This window comes from Streptomyces sp. NPDC002870 (assembly GCF_042888505.1).
In the GTDB taxonomy this organism is placed as follows: Bacteria; Actinomycetota; Actinomycetes; order Streptomycetales; family Streptomycetaceae; genus Streptomyces.
In genome coordinates, this window is record NZ_JBIAPW010000054.1 from 18,436 (window position 1) to 34,372 (window position 15,937).

Sequence of the window (15,937 nt, forward strand, 5' to 3'; positions counted from 1 at the left end):
TAGTGATCTTTAAAGACGGACCCTAGCTTCCCGAACCGTCCCGGGCAGGGGCGGCCACCGACTCGACGGCTTCGACGAGAGCGTCGGCGCCTTCCCAGTTGATCATGTGGCCCGCGCCGGGCACGGTAACCAGCCGCGCACCGCGTATGCCCGCGGCCATCCGTTGCGCGTGGACGGGCGGTGTCGAGCGGTCGTCGGCGCCGACCACGACGACGGTGGGCACGGTGATCTCGCCGAGGCGCGGATAGCGGTCCTCCGCGGCGAAGGCCCGCACCACCGGCAGCAACGGGGCGTGGTCCTGCCGTAGGAAGACATCGCGGTAGACCGAGATCATCGCCGGGGACGGCCGGCGGCCGCACTGGGCGGCGCCGAAGAGGAGCGCGCCGGTTCGCGTGCGCATCCAGCGCTGGATGATGCCGGCTCTGATCAGCGGGATCTGCAGCCGGGTCTGCGGCGCTCCGTCGTAGATCCGGCCCGCCCAGGTGGCGACGAGCACCAGGCCGCTCAGGCGCCGGACGACCTCGCCGTGGTCCAGCACCGCACGGATCGCGAGGAAGCCGCCCATGGAGTGGCCCACCAGCACACCGTCCGTGACGTCGAAGTGCTCCAGCACGGCGGCGTAGTCCGCCGCCATGGGCCCGGAGCCGGCGCCGTCACGGCCGAGCGTGGACCGCTCGTGGCCCCGCTGGTCGAAGGCTATGACACGGTGGCCGGCCGATCGCAGTTCCTCCCAGATCAGATTCCACTCCAGCAGTGAGGCGCCGTAGCCGTGGGCGAGCACGACCGCCGGTCCCTCCCCGGCCACGAGAGCCCGCAGCACCGTCCCGTCCGGCCGCGGAATGAACACCTCTTCGCCTTCGGGCTCCCGCGCGAGCCGGTCCAGCGGATACGGATCGGGGTTCCGCGCGATCCGATCGGCGGCGGCCCGTGCCGCCGCCACACCGGCGGCGCCCAGAACGGCGAGGGCGGTGCCGCCCGCTCGTATGCCCTTCATCGCATGCCCCTCCTCGAGCGGATGACTACGGGGAGTCTACGCAGCGCGCCCTGAAGGGAACCGGGAATCACCCCCTTCCGTCGGTCGTCCACACGAGGACGACCGGTCCCGGCCCGGGTATGAGCGGGTCCAGCAACTCCCACTCACTATCGATGAGTTCATGTCGACGCACCCGACCATGATCCATCACCTGGTGATCTTTGAAGACGGACCCTAGTCGTTGGACATGTCCAGACGCTACGGCGGCAACCCCGCGGGGACGGTCATCCTCCTCATCGCGGACATCACGGCACTGATCCTGATCCTGTGGATCGCCTTCTGCCTGTTCGACGCCAACACCGCCAACGATGCGGTCTCCTGGGTCCACGACGCGGCGAAGTGGCTCTCGGGCTGGTCGCGCAACCTGTTCACCATCCACTCGGACAACTGGCGCACCGTGGTCACCTACGGCCTGCCTGCTGTCGTCTACCTTTCCGGACCAGGTGCAGCTCACCCGGCCGTGCGGCAGCCGGGTCAACTCGCCGGGCTGGTCAGTTTGCAGTGTGGATAATCGTTGTCCGGATCGCCGATGGGGACCCAGAGCATCAGGACCTTGTCTTGCCTCAAGGCGGCGTAGGAGTCGGGCCGCCGCTCAACCCTTTCGGGGTGATAGGCGTCGACGGGGTGATCGGCGTCGAAGGTCATACCGACGAAGCTTTGCCTTTTGTTGGAGCCTTGCTTCCAGGTGCCTGTTCCGGACCAGGCCAAACCCTCGTACCAGCGGACGGCGACGCAGACTTTGTCGGCGATGAACGTCCCGTCCGGCTTCAGCGTGAGGGTGCCGCCGTCGGCATCGGTCCACGTGGCCGCAAGTTCGGCCGGCCTCAGAACGACCGGTTTGCCGTCGGGCGGCGGCATGACGGTGAGCCTGCCACAGGCCGTCAGGGCGAGGGCCATGGCGAGCAAGATCAGCGCAGTACGACAGGAACGCAACACACTCCACCCCTAGCGGGTTCCGCAGGCCGCGTGCGCGACCGATGAGCAAGAACGCATGACTCTGGCACGGAGTTTGAACACGTTCAAGTCTCAGTCGCCGGCGGCTACTCTTCACGAGGCGTGAGACGGTACGGCAGCGAAGTACCGCAACCACAGCGGTCGATCGCGGTCGGGCCGCAAATAGCCCATGGATCACCTTCTTCGCGAACCGCTTCCTGGCCCGGCGCACGCGACGGTCCATGCCATCACCACTTGACGGGGCACCGCGACAGGTTGCTGACCACCCAGGGCAGAGAACTACTGCCCGCCGCTACACCACACCAGGGGACATGACCTGGAGTCGTTGCGTGGCGGGCACCGGGCTTGTGACAAGGGTCGCCCTGGCTGCTCCGGCGACGGACCAGGCCCCGGAGCGCACGCTCCGGAGCCCGGTGATGCCTCGTCGCGTGGTCAGGCGGGAGTGATGTTTTCCGCCTGCGGGCCCTTCTGGCCCTGGGTGATGTCGAAGGTCACGGCCTGGCCTTCCTGGAGCTCGCGGTAGCCGGTGGAGTTGATATTGCTGTAGTGCGCGAAGACGTCCGGCCCGCCGCCGTCCTGGGAGATGAACCCGAAACCCTTTTCGGAGTTGAACCACTTGACGGTTCCGCTGGCCATGCTGCTGCCTCTCAGTCGATATCGGATCCGCACCGGGCGGACCCGGAGGTGAACGCCCTGGCCCTGCACAGCAAAGCGCCCACGCATCAGCGCGGGCAGGTACTGCGAACCACGACATCGAACAGCGACGCTACACGGCGAAACTGTCCGCTGCCAGAGAGCAACAGCCGGGGTCCGGGCCGGGGCACGGAACCGCGCAAAGCGTGTGCCGGTCGAACCGCCATGGGCGCCGGACGGCGAGGATGACCCCACTGGGCGTGGCAGTCGCCGTGCGAAGCATCCGGCGCCTCGCGACTTCCGGCCATCAGTCGACCTGAAAATCTCTCGGCGAGCGGGGAGCTTCCACGCCGGGCGGGGCCAGCAAACGCGGCAGGCAGTCGGCGCCTTCGCCCCGCAGATGACCAGTAGCTCATTGCTTTCCGCAACTGGCGGCCAACCTCCGCTCCTCTTCACTGCCGCTGAGGGAGTTCCCGCCGCTGTCGCGGCGTTGCTCGTCCTTCTTGCACGCGGAGGCCTGGGCAGCCAATTCAAAGACCTTGGTCCTAGCTTGGTCGACGTTGTCCATCGTGATCGTGTTCTCGACCTGTTTGCGCTGATACGGGGGGAGATACTTGAGCTCGATCTCCGGATGGTCCATGTACGTGTCAGAGAAAGAGATCCCTGCCACGTTGTGGTTCACGCCCCTATAGATGGCGACATGCTCCCCGCTCGCGCCGACGAAGTACTGGCCATTGATCCACTTCTGGCAGCCGATCAGTACCGAGAAGGCCACGAGGAGAACAACCCCGCTCACCATGGCGCGCCGGATCCACCGGTTGTGCCTGCCGTCGGCCTTCGCAGCCCGCGACCTTCGCGGAACCTGACGCGGAACGGGGGCCGGGGGCTTTGCAGGTGGCGAGGGTGGATATGTGAACGATGGCCGACCGACTGTCCCCAGAGCCATGGCCGAACCGGCCCGGGCGGTTGCGGCACTAACGGCTGGCGTGACTGGCGGCAGCGGTTGCCCTGTCCTCGGCAGGAAGAAGAACCGGTCGGAGGGAATGTCGGTGACGACCCGCACGATCTGCGGCTGGCCCTTCTTCCCGTACGCCCGGTGCAGTTCCGTCACGCGGTCCTGGACAGCCTCCATGAACGCGCCCAGTGGTAGCACCTCCGTGCCCGGATACCGGGCCACCACGTCCGACACCGAGCGTGAGAAGAGGCTGAACGACTCCCCGGGCGTCGTGCCATGGGTGGTGCCAGCAGAAGCTGTTTCGTCGGCGCGTACGAAGAGGGCTACCTGTGCGGGCGAACACGCGTACATGTATGCCACCTTGCGGCGCAGCGCCGCACCGATCTTCTGTTTGCCCCACTGGCTGACGCCCGCGACACCCATGGACGCCTGGTCGATGCCCTCCCGGCAGGCGTCAATGAGGATCACCACATGCTCGGCGAGGGTCTCGTCGAGCTGCTGCCGCCAGTCGATCGGCACGCACCCCGATTCGAAGGGATGCATATCCTCGTCGATGTCTTCCGGCACCAGGAAGTCGCGACCGCGGGCATGCACTCCGTGGCCACTCAGCAGGATGAGCAGCGTGTCCCCTCGCCGAGCGCGCCGGAGAAAGCCGCTGACCTTTGCATTCACGTAGTTGGCCGAGACCTGTTTTCCGTCAGGCCGTGTCGACAGCACCTGCACGTCGTGGAAGCCGCGACGCTCCAGGACGGATTCCAGGCGCCTGAGGTCTCCTGAAACGAAGGGGAGCGGGGGAACCCCCGGCATCTCGTAGTTGCTGGCCCCGATCAGCAGGGCTTTGTATTGCGGCATGCTGGCTGATCACTGCTTGAAGACCAAGACGATGCCGCGGCTGCTCTGCATCTGCGCAGTTCCGATGAACTGCACACCGCCGGCAGCGGTTACCTGAAAGGACAGGTGCGCCTCCCGCAGCGGCAGCGGCCCGCCGCGCGCGGCGACGTCGGTGAACAGCTGTTGCAGCGCGTCCACGGCCTCGGTCAGATTCTTACGCAAGGGGCCCAGCGGCACGCTTCGCAAGGCGGCCTCGCCGCTGTCACCGAAGAGCGCCATCGTGTCCCCGGGCTCTTCGCTCTCCTCGTCGTATGACACCCAAAAAGGCAGTGCGGGCTCGCTGAGAGGTGATTCGGCCTCATGCATGACGTCCCCCCTGGCATCCGATGCGCCAAGTGTAGTGAAACGTGGTCAGTTCCCCCGGCGAGTGAGAAAAATGAGGCACCGCTCCCGCTGCCGCCCGTAGACCAGCACACGCCAGTCGAAGCGTGCTCGCTACCCCGCGCGCTCTCCCAGGTCCGCCGAGACCGGGTTCCGTGGCAAGCGGGCTGTCCTTCACGGGCAGGTTCGCGGGCTTGATGCCGCGTCACCCCGCCGCCGGCCGACTCGTGTCACGCTCCAGGAAGATGGCTCGCCCCGTACAGGGCGCCGTCCATACCCTGACCGGAGCGGGAGGCGGACCGTCTGGTTGCCACTGGTCACAACATGCAGGCCATGGCGTTGATGCGTGAGCAAGCTGTTGGGCAGGTGCCGGGCCTTCACGAGTGCGTGGATCTCCTCGACCGGCGTTTCGCCGCCGTGCCCCGCGCTTGCCCCGGAACGGGCAGTGTCAGCCGCGCCGCAACCGCCGTCTAACGGCCTCGGTGACGGCGCCGCGGGCGGCAGCGGTACGGACGCCGCGGTAGGCGAGCCGCTGGTTGCTGTGGTAGCGCCAGGGCAGCGCCTCGACCCAGCCATCTACCGCGCGGAAGTGCCGCAGTGCCTCGCGGTGGCGTCCCTGCTTGGTCAGGCAGTAGGCGACCATGTGGTGAACGTCGGGCAGAGCGGGGTGCCCGGCGGCTGCCTCCATGTCCGCCAGCGCGGTGTCGACCATGGCCCGGACCTGCGGGGAATCAACGTCGTGCCTGCTCGCATGGGCCAGATACGTCTCGTACCAGGCGAACAGGGGCAGCGTGGCCAACAGTGTGCCCGCGGGGGCCTCGTCGGCGGCCTGCTCCGCGAACACCTGTGCCTTCTCGTGCGAGCCCCGCCACTTGTCGCTCCAGTACTGGAGCGCGTTGTAGTGGGCCTCGAAGTGGTGCGGTGCGCGCTTGACGATCTCGTCCCAGAGCTCGCGCATCATGTCGTCGGTGTAGCCGAGCCCGAGCGCCGGCCAGATCTCGGCGGCGTGCGGAGTTGGGTCGTCCGGGTTGAGCAGAGCTGCGTTGGAGAGGTTCTCGCGCGCTTTGAACAAGGCGTTGTGGAACAGCCGGAACCGCCACGCCGCAGTGTGACTCGCGTAGCGACCACCGCGCAGCCGCCACGCGTGGTGCACCTGTGCCCGGGCCCGGACCAGCGCCGCGTCTGGGTCACCCGGCCGCGCCCGGTCCCACGCCCCTACCCACAGCGGCCACAGCCAGCCCCCAGCGCGCCCTAGGCGGTCGGCGTACACGGCCCGGCGGTCCCAGTCCTGCCCGGTCTGCGCCATCAGACGCGCGGCCGGCCGCCACAGGCCGACGCCCGCCAGCACGATTGCTCGCCACAGGGCCGGATCAGGGCCGGCGAGCAACCTGCTTTGCGGGCGCAGAGGAAACATCCCAACGCAGAGAAGAGTGACTGGGACGACGAGGGCCGTACAGACTTCGGCAGGAGACACACATGGTCCTGTTCAGTGGAATGGATCTTGGAACGGCACGTTCCACCGGTACCGGGTCGGCGTGTCGGGGAGGAGCCATGCGTGGGGGGCCAGCGGAGTATGCACGAAGCGGGGCCGCTGGAGCAACGGAGTACGGCCCGGAGCCGGTGAAACGGCTCCGGTCTGGGCCGATGCCCCGGCCCAGACCGCCGTCCGCTGGCGACGAAGACGGCCTGGCCAGATGGATCAGCGCGCACGTCGACTGGTGACCCTGGCCCCCACACAGGCGCCCCGCAGGTCTGCCGCTGGCCGGGTGCTGCCCGTTCTCCTGACCTCACATGCACGTTGTCTGTGCACACCCGATGGGTTCAGAGCGGCAGTTGGTGCATTGATGCGCTGTCGCTGAGCCTGAATTGCTCGGTGATGGTGCACACCCGAAAGGTCAGCGCGAGCAGATGGTGCATTGGTGCAGTACCGCGTAGTCAGATGCGCCCGTACGGTGATCGCATCGACCAGGCCGTGCAGTGGCTGCCCTTGGCCGGCGGCCGGCAGGGGCAGCCCTGCTCGGCGCCGTGCAGTACGGGGAGGCACCGTGTCAGCAGCAGTCCGCCAGTCAAGGCACCCGATGATCCGCGGGCGAAGCCGTGCAGTTGGCGTCATTGCCGTGGCAGGCATGCTCACCGCCGCATCGGGGTGCAGCTCCGGCGGCAGCGATTCAGCCGGGCAAGGATCCCGAGGACTCTTCGACCAGCAGCGTTGCGTCGAGCCAGTCATCGAAGCCCGCGGACCCCGCCGAGACAGCAAAGACTGAAGCCATCAGCACGTACAAGCTGTACTGGCAGGAGATGGAAAAGCTGTACGCGGACAGCACCGGCAAGGGCGCCGCCCTGAAGCAGTACGCAGCTTCGGCCGCCCTGATCAACGCCGAGGCGGACGCGAAGAGCATGCACCGCAGGAACCTGGTCACCACGGGGGAAGTGACCGTCGGCCGTCCGACGGTGACCAAGCTCGACATCAACCGCAAGATCCCCAACGCCACCCTCTCCAGCTGCCTGGACGTATCGCGCTGGCAGGTCATCAACAGCGCGACCAAGAAGCCCGCAGCCCTCCCGCCGGAGCGCTTGACGAAGTACGTCATCGTGTCGACCGTCGAGCGCTGGCCGGAGGGATGGAGGGTCATCAGGGACGAGCCTCAGGAGCAGAAGTGCTGAGCCGTCGAGGCACGACCGCGGCTGCAGCAACCGTCCTGGCCGTTCTTGGCTCCGCAGGGCAGGCCGGTGCCGAAAGCGGACCCGGCACGGGAGCGACGTCGTGCGCGATGTACGTATGCGTCGAAGCCGACGCAGTCGGCTCCGACGGCACCCAGGACGGTGGCAGCAAGCCGCTGCCAAACGGCCACGGCACAGCCGACCCCAACGAACCGGCCTGCTTCTTCCAACTGCTGGTCCCCCAGCCACCGGCAGGCAGCACGGAATGGCAGGGACACGAGCCAGGCGACGGCGCCGTGTACGAGCGCCACTGCAAGGGCGCCGGTGGCGTGTGGCCGGTCAGCGTCGGCTGGCTGGCGGAACCTCCCGAAGCCGAAGCCATCAACCCCGCTGTGCTGGCACAGCGGGCCGTGGACAAGATGGCCCTGACCGGCCCCGACATCAACATCAATCCGAAGCCGGGCGGCAAGGGTCTGGTGGGGATGCCGGTGTGGATGGCGGCCAACCAGGGAGCCACGACCTGGGGTCCGAACACCGCCAGCGCCTCCGCCGGTGGAGTCACCGTTACCGCGACCGCCGCCGTGTCGAAGGTCGTCTGGGCAATGGGCGCACGGCACGAAGGTCACCTGCACCGGTCGCGGCACGGTCTACAAGACGTCGTACGGGCTCAAGTCCTCACCTGACTGCGGTCACCGCTACACCCGGCCGTCGAGCAAGTCCCCGGGCGGGACGTACACGGTTACGGCGACCGCGACGTGGAGCATCGACTGGCAGGTTGCCGGCGGAGGCGGTGCGAGCGGCCAGCTGACAGAGGTTCGCGACTCCGATGTGGAGCTCACCATCGTCGAGTCCCAGGCCGTCAACTAGTTCTGCAGACCTGCGCGTTCCAGGAGGCACCAGACCGTGAGCAAAGGCACCACCACCCCCGCGCCCGGCCCCGCCGCACAGGTGCCGGGCAGGGGCGGACCGTCCCTCCAGTCGGTGGCTGCCCCGCGGATGGTCAGGCAGCGTCGCCGCCGGCCCGGCCTGATCGCGTTGTCCGTTGCGCTGATCGCCGGCGGCGGATTGTCCGGTGCGGTGCTCTACGCGACGTCCGGGCAGCGAACCGCGGTGGTGATCGTGGCCCGGGACGTGCCCGTCGGTTCGCAGATCACCAAGGAGGATCTCGGCGAGGCGTCGATCGCGCTGGATCCGGCGGTGAAGTCCGTGAAGGCGTCGAAGGCCGACGACCTGGTCGGGCAGCGGGCGGCCGTCGACCTGCAGGCCGGGTCACTGCTCGCGCCGACCCAGGTGACGAAGAAGTCCTTGATCGGGGCGGGCGAGCAACTGGTCGGAGTCAGCCTGAAGCCGTCGCAGCTGCCGGCCACGCCGCTCGCGCCCGGCCAGAGGGTTCTCATCGTGAGCACCCCGGATCCCGACGCCGTCTCGGGCGGCGGCAAGGCCACCAACGAGGTTGCCCCCAAGACCCTTCGGGCCACCGTGGTCGAGGTCGGGAACCCGGCGACCGGCGCCGGCACCGTGGTGGTCGACGTTGCCGTGCCCAGCGCGGACGGGCCCGCGCTTGCCTCCCGCGTGGCGACCGGCGATGTCGCGCTGATCGTCGACTCCCGCGAGGGCAGCTGATGGCCGTCATCGCGCTCGCCGGCGGCCTGGGGGCGCCCGGTGTGACCACGACCGCCATGGCCCTGCTGCTGACCTGGCCGCTGGAGGCGGGGCACCGGGTCGTGCTGGCCGAATGCGATCCGGACGGCGGTGCGATCCTGTCCGGCGCCCTGCAAGGCACCCTCGGCAATACGCATGGCCTGCGCAATCTCGCGCTGGCCGGTCGGCAGAACCAGCTGGGCGAGGCGTTTTGGCGGCAGTTGGTCGACGTCACCGACGCCAGCAGCAAGGACCGGCTGGTGCTGCCCGGCCTCTACGACCCGGCGCACGCCTCTTCGATGGGCCCGGTGTGGGAGCCGCTGGCCCATCTGTTCCGCGGGGTCGAAAACCATCAGCATGACGTGCTGGTCGACCTGGGGCGGCGCGGCGTGTTCGGTCCCTCAGCGGTCCTGGCGCAGCGCGCGGATGTGGTCCTGATGGTGGCGCGCAACACGCTGCGCGGTCTGCAGAGCGCGCAGGTACGCCTGACAGCGATGCGTGAGCAGTTGGGCAGCGCGGCCGAGATCGGCCTGGTGCTGATCGACCGTGGGCCGTTCCCGAAGGAGGAGGTGCAAAAGCACCTGCAGACGGAGGTGGTGGCGACGTTGCCCTGGCGGCCGGGCGAGGCGGAGGTGCTGTCGGATGGTGCGGATCAGCCCCGGAAGTTCGAGACGTGCGAGCTGATGCGCGCCGCCCGGTCGGCGACGACCCGGCTTCAGCAGCAGGTCGCCATGCGCCGGGCCCGCCTTGGCACACCCGCCCCGGGCGACGGACGGGCGGTGAGCGGTGCGCGCTAACCCGATTCACCACAACCCGCAGGTCGCGCCGCTCGGTGACCGGATCGCACCAGGCCCGGTGACGCAGGGCCCGGGACGGCCGCACCCGGTCTTGGACGGGGGCGGAAACCCGCGGACGCCCGGGGCGTCGGCGCAGGCCCACGCTCCGGGCATGCTCGGCGCACCGGGCATCCCGCAGGTCGTCGTGGACTACGCGGCCGTCCGGCTGATCAAAAAAGAGGTCGGGGACCGTCTGACGAGCCGGCTGCTGCTTCAGGAGGGTCACACCGCCGTCGTGGTCCACGACGGCCGGGCCGCGATCGACGAGGCCAAGAGCCGCAGACCCGACCTGGTCGTCCTGGACCTGATGCTGCCCAGGATCGACGGTTTCGGCGTGTGCCGCATGCTGCGCCAGGACGGGAACGTACCCGTTCTCATGCTCACCGCCCGCTCGACAGAAGACGACGTGCTGCTCGGCCTCGAACTCGGCGCGGACGACTACATGACCAAGCCGTACAGCCCACGGGAGCTGATGGCCCGCATACGCACCGTACTGCGCCGTTCCATGCGCCCCGCGGGGAACTCCCCTCTGCTGCGCGCGGGCTGCATCACTGTCGATCCCGTACGGCACCTGGTGACCTGTGACGGCACCCCCGTTACGTGCACCCCCGGCGAATTCGCCATCCTCCACGCCATGACCGCAGAACCCGACCGGGTGTTCTCGCGCCGTCAACTGCTGGAGCACACCCGTGGCCACGACCGCGCCTCCACCGAACGCGCCATCGACGTACACATCATGAACCTGCGCAAGAAGATCGAACCCGACCCGCGCAGGCCCGTGCGGCTGCTGACGGTCTTCGGCGTCGGCTACAAGCTCATCGGCGGCCGCCATGACGCCTAGTCCTCGAATTCCCTGGCGCAAGAGCCTGCTGGTACGGCTTGTGCTCACCTCCATGGCGATCACCGTCGTCTCCGTGGGCGCCACGTCCTGGCTGGCCGTGGAGACCACCACGCGTGCCATCCAGGAGGAGCGCGGTCAGGTGCTCTCCGACGACAACGACGTCCTGCGGCAGCTCAGCGGCTACGCCGCGACCCACGCCGACTGGGACGGCGTGCAGACCTTGGTGCGCACGCTGTCACGCACGATGGGCCGGCGCATCGCCCTGACGACGGAGACCGGATACCCCATCGCCGACTCCGCCGCCCCGGGTACCGCCCTGCCCGCCCGCGCCTCGGCCACTGTCGAACCGCTGAACACCGACACGTACACCGAACCGGGGGCCCAGCTTGCCGGGATCGACCCGCGGGCGGTGGGACCGTATCTTCTCCCCGCGGCCGAACGGGCAGAGGTGAAGATGCTTGCCGAGAAGCGCCTGGCGTGTATGCGGCGATACGGGAGTGACGGCAGCAGCCGACAGACTCCCAGCGGCCGCACGGTGGTCACGTCCGACGGCGGGGAGGCATCTGTGCCACTGCAGTGCGCCGACGGAGAACTCAACACGCCCACGCGCACCGAGCAGAAGGCACTGGACGAACTCAACGCCCTGATCGCCTCCTGCCCCGGTCGCGAGCAGGAAAAAGGAACCCCGCTGGAGGGAGCCGGCATCGACTTGATTTCCGGCTTCAACACCCCGGCGAGCGACAGCGGCCGCCCGTTCGGTCAGACGCAGAGCTGTGTCGACAGCGCGCGCCGCAATCAACTCGACTCGTACGTCGCCCCGAGGGCCAGACTCTATCTGGGCAGCCTGGGCCGGCAGCCCGCCGGTTTCAACCTCTCCCCCGCCAACAAGGCCAAGATCGTCGGCGTCTCGGGGCTCGTCCTGGCCGTCACCGTCGCCATGACCGCGGTCGTCGCCATCCGCCTCGTCCGCCCCCTGCGAGCACTGACGGCCGCGGCTCAGCAACCGCCGCAGCGGCACACGCGCGTTGCTGTCACCACCAAGGACGAGACGGGCTATCTGGCGGCCGCCTTCAACGATCTCACCGCGCGCCGCGAACAGATGGAAGCCCAGCGCAAGGCCATGGTCAGCGACATCGCCCATGAGCTCCGGACGCCGCTGACCAATATCCGCGGCTGGCTGGAAGTCACCCGCGACGGGCTGCTCGACCCTGCCCCGGACCTCATCGCCTCCCTGCACGACGAGGCACTGCTGCTGCAGCACATTATCGACGATCTGCAGGACCTCGCCGCCGTCGACGCCGGCGCCCTGAGACTGCACCGCGAGCCGGTGGGCGTGGACGAACTCGTCGCCCAGGTGGTGTCGGCCCACAGCGCCCGCGCCGAGGCCTCGGGCATCCGCCTGCACATCCGCACCGACCCCGCCCTCTGGCTGGACGCCGACCCGGTGAGGATGCGCCAGGCCCTGGGCAATCTCGTCTCCAACGCGCTCCGGCACACCCCCGCGGACGGCACGGTCACGGTCACCGCCCGGCAGACCGGCGATCTGGCTATCCTCACCGTGGAGGACACGGGCGGCGGCATCGCCCCCGAGGATCTGCCCCATGTCTTCGAGCGTTTCTGGCGGGCCGAAAAATCCCGCAGCAGACGCACCGGCGGCAGCGGACTGGGCTTGTCCATCGTCCGCCAGTTCGTCGAGGCGCATGGTGGAACCGTCACCGCCGACAGCGAGCCCGGCGCCGGGGCGGTGTTCACCATCCGGCTCCCCCACAGACCGGAACCGGACAGCCTGTCCCCGGCTCGTGGCGTGCCCGTGCCTTGACCTGGGCGACAACGTCCGCGCCGCACCGCTGGTCACGAACTGCCGCCACATGACACTCCGTCAGGCCCGCCGCTCCCCCGGCCGCACTCGGGCCGCCGACCGCGCTCCTCCCTTGCAAGAGGGTGCGGTAGGCGGCTTTTCAGCTGCGCGTCCTCGCTGACCAGTTGGTTTGACAAGGCCCACGCCACCGGCCATCGTCATTCCACTAACTAACTAGCTAAAGGGTGGTGAAGGAGATCGAGTTCCGTATCGACAGACGGAGCGGGATCGCCGCCTACCAGCAGATCATCCTGCAGACCAAGCAGGCCCTGCGGCTTGGCGTTCTCCTGCCCGGTGACCGGTTGCCGACGGCCAAGGACGTCGCGGAGACCAGCGCCGTCAACCCGAACACGACCCTCAAGGCCTACCGGGAGCTGGAGCGGGAGGGACTGGTCGAACCGCGCCCCGGTCTGGGGACGTTCGTACGCCGGTCACTGGCCCAGCCTCAGGCTGCCGCCGACTCCCCGCTGCGCGGAGAGCTGACGGCGTGGATGGACCGGGCCCGCGCGGCGGGTCTCGAGCGGGAGGACGTGACTGCCCTGGTCGCGTCGGTCCTGGAGGAGCGGTACGCCGAGAACGCGGCGACCGCCGGAAGCAGTCACAGCGGTGAAAGCAAGGAGCTCACGTGAGTACGGTCATAGGCAATGGGGGGTTCGCGGAGGAGTCCGCGATCGAGGCGTACGGCCTGGGGAAGCAGTACCGGCGCGGCTGGGCGCTCAAGGACTGCTCGTTCCGGCTGCCGGCCGGGCGAGTCTGCGGGCTGGTGGGCCCGAACGGCGCGGGCAAGACCACGCTGATGGGCATGGCGGTGAACCTGCTGCAGCCGACAACGGGCACCGTCCGGGTGTTCGGCGCGGCCCCGGGGTCCGAGGAGGCCGACCGGCGCACCGCCTTCCTCGCCCAGGAGAAGCCGCTGTTCCGGCGGTTCACCGTCGCCGAGATCCTGCGCCTTGGCCGGGAGCTGAACCCCCGCTGGGATCAGAAGACCGCCGAGGAGATCGTCCGTTCCGGCAATGTGCCCTTCACCGCGCGGATCGGCACCCTCTCCGGCGGCCAGCGCACCCGCGTGGCCTTCGCCCTGGCCTTCGGCAGGCGTCCCGATCTGCTCGTCCTCGACGAGCCGATGTCCGACCTGGACCCGCTGGTACGCCACGAACTCATGTCCGTCCTGATGGCCGAGGCGGCCGAGCACGGCACGACCGTGCTGATGTCCTCGCACCTGCTCGCCGACCTGGAGAACATCTGCGACTACCTCGTCGTCATCGCCTCGGGCGGTGTCCGCCTGGCCGGCGAGGTCGACGAACTCCTCACCGCCCATACCCTGCTCACCGGGGCCCACACAGGTGAGGGCGTCCCCCAGGACCTCGCTCGGCACACGGTCGTCGAATCCCGCGTCAGCGGTCGGCAGGTCACCGCACTCATCCGACCCGACGGACCCGTCGCCGGCACCTGGCAGGCCGACCCCCCCAATCTCGAAGAGGTCCTCCTCGCCTACCTCCGCTCCCCCGACACACCGCCCTTGATCAGCCCCAGCGCCCAGGCCTACCCGAAGGCGGCAGCAGCATGAGCACCACGACCACCGCCCCCGCCGCAGCCCCCGCAGCCTCCCGCCGCGGCCCGCGGCTCAGCGGACTGACCTGGCTGGTCTGGCGCCAGCACCGAGCCGCGTTCTGGACCGGACTCGCCGTCACCGCCGCGGCCATCGCATGGTTCGCCTACCAGCGCGCGAGCATGATGAACTACCTCAACGGGATCGGCTGGCCCAACCCGAAGTCGCCGGACTGGTCGGCCGGCTTCGAGACATACCACTCCCAGCTGTCCAGCACCTCGTCCGCACTCGGCTTCCTCATGCCCGTCCTGGTGGGCGTTTTCCTGGGCGCCCCGCTGATCGCGAACGACCTGGAGCACGGCACCGGCAAACTCGTCACCTCGCAGGCGGTGAGCCGCGGCCGCTGGCTCGCCATGAAGCTCGGCATGACCGTGCTCGTGGTCACGGTGTGCACCGCGGCACTCTCCGCCGCGTTCGGCTGGTGGCTGGGACCGGTCAGCAAGACGAACAGGGAACTCTACTGGGTGGTCGGCGGCGCCACGGGCCCGCTGCCGGTGGCCCTCACCCTGCTCACGACGGTCGCAGGTGTGGCGATCGGCATGGTCCTGCGCCGTACGCTGTTGTCCATGGTGGTCACCTTCGGCTTCGCCGTCACGGTGCAGCTCGTCTGGGCCTTTCGCTGGATGGATCTCGGCAACCTGGTGACGCTCACCACCCATGACGGCGTCGGCGCCGGCACGTTCCCGAAGCTGCCCGAAACCGCCTATGACACGGACCAGTCCTACCTCACCGACTCGGGAGAGCTCCTCGCCCCCAGCAGCTGCGCCAAGGAGACCGAGCAGGCGATCAACGCGTGCCTGGACAAGAACGACATCGTCGGCTGGTCGGTGGACTACCTGCCCCCCTCGGAGTTGTCCCCCATGCTGTGGACCGGGTCCGCGATCCTGCTCGCACTCATAGCCCCCGTCGCCGTGTTCATCATCTGGTGGGGCCGCAAGCGGCTGTACTAGAGGCCTACGGCAAGCGGCGCGGGGGGGGGGCGGGGGGGGGGGGGGCCCCCCCCCCCCCCGGGCCGCCCCCCCCCCCCCCCCCCCCCCCCCCCACCCCCCCCCCCCCCCCCCCCCCCCCCCCCCCCCCCCCCCCCCCCCCCCCCCGTCGGGGGGGGGGGGGGGGGGGGGGGGGGGGGGGGGGGGGGGGGGGGGGGGGGGTGGGGCCGCGCCCGCGGGGGGGGGGGGGGGGGGGCCCGCCGGGGGCCCCCCCCCCCCCGCGGCCGTGTCCGCGCCCTCGGCGGGACAAGGACCACGACACGCACGGGCCGCTACAGGGCCACTTGATCTTGGTTCGGGGAGAGTCCTTCGGTGATCGTGACGGCCTTTGTTCGTCTGACGCAGTCTGTGACTTTCCGCAGGTCAGCCAGCAGCAGCTCGTTGCGCTCGGCAAGTGGTCCACCGCTCTTGAGCCGTCCCGCCCCGCGGCACAGGAATCACCCGAAGAAGATCGACGAGATGTCGTTGTCGAAGCCAACGGTACCGAGGTCTGCGATGTCCTTGTCGACGACGAGCGACCTCCCCTTGCAGTCCCGCTCGGACCAGATCTTCGCAGTGCTGCCGGGGCGGATCGCCGACGCAGTGTTCTCCGGGCGAACATTCACGCAGCCCGAACCCGTCACGTTCCGGATGCTGTTGGTGATCTTCACTCGGTGGGGTGAAGTCTGCTGACCGTGGCTGTGTTCATGTTCTCGTGGTGCTGCGCTGGTGGGAGCGG

16 protein-coding genes and 1 pseudogene are annotated in these 15,937 nt (G+C 69.1%); 10 read left to right on the top strand and 7 right to left on the bottom strand.

The window, feature by feature from the left end:
• Positions 1-22 precede the first annotated feature (22 nt).
• Positions 23-994, bottom strand: a complete 972-nt coding sequence (locus ACFYWY_RS36540; RefSeq protein WP_389195289.1) for an alpha/beta fold hydrolase — start codon at positions 992-994, stop codon at positions 23-25.
• Positions 995-1,220: 226 nt separating this feature from the next.
• Here ACFYWY_RS36540 and ACFYWY_RS36545 point away from each other — a divergent pair, with 226 nt between their 5' ends.
• Positions 1,221-1,544, top strand: a complete 324-nt coding sequence (locus tag ACFYWY_RS36545) for a hypothetical protein (RefSeq protein WP_389195292.1) — start codon at positions 1,221-1,223, stop codon at positions 1,542-1,544.
• Here ACFYWY_RS36545 and ACFYWY_RS36550 read toward each other — a convergent pair.
• The 5 genes from ACFYWY_RS36550 to ACFYWY_RS36570 form a co-directional block, all read right to left on the bottom strand.
• Entirely contained in the window at positions 1,508-1,930 is a 423-nt protein-coding gene (locus ACFYWY_RS36550) for a hypothetical protein (RefSeq protein WP_389195295.1), read from the bottom strand. The two genes, ACFYWY_RS36545 and ACFYWY_RS36550, sit on opposite strands and share 37 nt — an antisense overlap.
• A gap of 489 nt (positions 1,931-2,419) precedes the next feature.
• Positions 2,420-2,623: a cold-shock protein gene (locus ACFYWY_RS36555; RefSeq protein WP_389195298.1), complete on the bottom strand. Its 204-nt coding sequence runs from the start codon at positions 2,621-2,623 to the stop codon at positions 2,420-2,422.
• 409 nt (positions 2,624-3,032) lie between these two features.
• Positions 3,033-4,427 carry a caspase domain-containing protein gene (locus ACFYWY_RS36560; protein WP_389195301.1) on the bottom strand — a complete coding sequence of 465 codons (1,395 nt, stop codon included), beginning with the start codon at positions 4,425-4,427 and terminating at the stop codon, positions 3,033-3,035.
• 9 nt (positions 4,428-4,436) lie between these two features.
• Positions 4,437-4,772, bottom strand: coding sequence for a hypothetical protein (locus ACFYWY_RS36565; protein WP_389195304.1), 336 nt, complete (start codon positions 4,770-4,772; stop codon positions 4,437-4,439).
• A gap of 463 nt (positions 4,773-5,235) precedes the next feature.
• Positions 5,236-6,135, bottom strand: a complete 900-nt coding sequence (locus ACFYWY_RS36570; protein ID WP_389195307.1) for a hypothetical protein — start codon at positions 6,133-6,135, stop codon at positions 5,236-5,238.
• Positions 6,136-7,085: 950 nt separating this feature from the next.
• Between ACFYWY_RS36570 and ACFYWY_RS36575 the strand changes: the two genes are divergently transcribed.
• The 9 genes from ACFYWY_RS36575 to ACFYWY_RS36615 all read left to right on the top strand — a co-directional run bounded on the left by ACFYWY_RS36575 (position 7,086) and on the right by ACFYWY_RS36615 (position 15,183).
• Positions 7,086-7,451 carry a secreted protein/lipoprotein gene (locus ACFYWY_RS36575; protein ID WP_389195310.1) on the top strand — a complete coding sequence of 122 codons (366 nt, stop codon included), beginning with the start codon at positions 7,086-7,088 and terminating at the stop codon, positions 7,449-7,451.
• Positions 7,445-8,131, top strand: a complete 687-nt coding sequence (locus ACFYWY_RS36580; protein ID WP_389195313.1) for a hypothetical protein — start codon at positions 7,445-7,447, stop codon at positions 8,129-8,131. The genes ACFYWY_RS36575 and ACFYWY_RS36580 overlap by 7 nt, the downstream gene beginning before the upstream one ends.
• A 220-nt stretch (positions 8,132-8,351) precedes the next feature.
• Positions 8,352-9,071 carry an SAF domain-containing protein gene (locus tag ACFYWY_RS36585; RefSeq protein ID WP_389195315.1) on the top strand — a complete coding sequence of 240 codons (720 nt, stop codon included), beginning with the start codon at positions 8,352-8,354 and terminating at the stop codon, positions 9,069-9,071.
• Positions 9,071-9,886, top strand: coding sequence for a hypothetical protein (locus ACFYWY_RS36590; protein ID WP_389195318.1), 816 nt, complete (start codon positions 9,071-9,073; stop codon positions 9,884-9,886). Before ACFYWY_RS36585 ends, ACFYWY_RS36590 begins: the two co-directional genes overlap by 1 nt.
• Positions 9,887-10,037: 151 nt before the next feature.
• Positions 10,038-10,766, top strand: a complete 729-nt coding sequence (locus ACFYWY_RS36595) for a response regulator (RefSeq protein ID WP_389195321.1) — start codon at positions 10,038-10,040, stop codon at positions 10,764-10,766.
• Positions 10,756-12,585: a sensor histidine kinase gene (locus ACFYWY_RS36600; RefSeq protein WP_389195324.1), complete on the top strand. Its 1,830-nt coding sequence runs from the start codon at positions 10,756-10,758 to the stop codon at positions 12,583-12,585. The genes ACFYWY_RS36595 and ACFYWY_RS36600 overlap by 11 nt, the downstream gene beginning before the upstream one ends.
• Positions 12,586-12,821: 236 nt before the next feature.
• The gene (locus ACFYWY_RS36605) at positions 12,822-13,253 is read left to right on the top strand and encodes a GntR family transcriptional regulator (protein ID WP_389195335.1); all 432 of its coding nucleotides are present in this window, start codon (positions 12,822-12,824) and stop codon (positions 13,251-13,253) included.
• Positions 13,250-14,191, top strand: a complete 942-nt coding sequence (locus ACFYWY_RS36610; RefSeq protein WP_389195326.1) for an ABC transporter ATP-binding protein — start codon at positions 13,250-13,252, stop codon at positions 14,189-14,191. The genes ACFYWY_RS36605 and ACFYWY_RS36610 overlap by 4 nt, the downstream gene beginning before the upstream one ends.
• Positions 14,188-15,183, top strand: coding sequence for an ABC transporter permease subunit (locus ACFYWY_RS36615; RefSeq protein ID WP_389195329.1), 996 nt, complete (start codon positions 14,188-14,190; stop codon positions 15,181-15,183). Before ACFYWY_RS36610 ends, ACFYWY_RS36615 begins: the two co-directional genes overlap by 4 nt.
• A 473-nt stretch (positions 15,184-15,656) precedes the next feature.
• Here ACFYWY_RS36615 and ACFYWY_RS36620 read toward each other — a convergent pair.
• Positions 15,657-15,937: pseudogene (locus ACFYWY_RS36620) on the bottom strand (hypothetical protein); the annotation flags it as partial.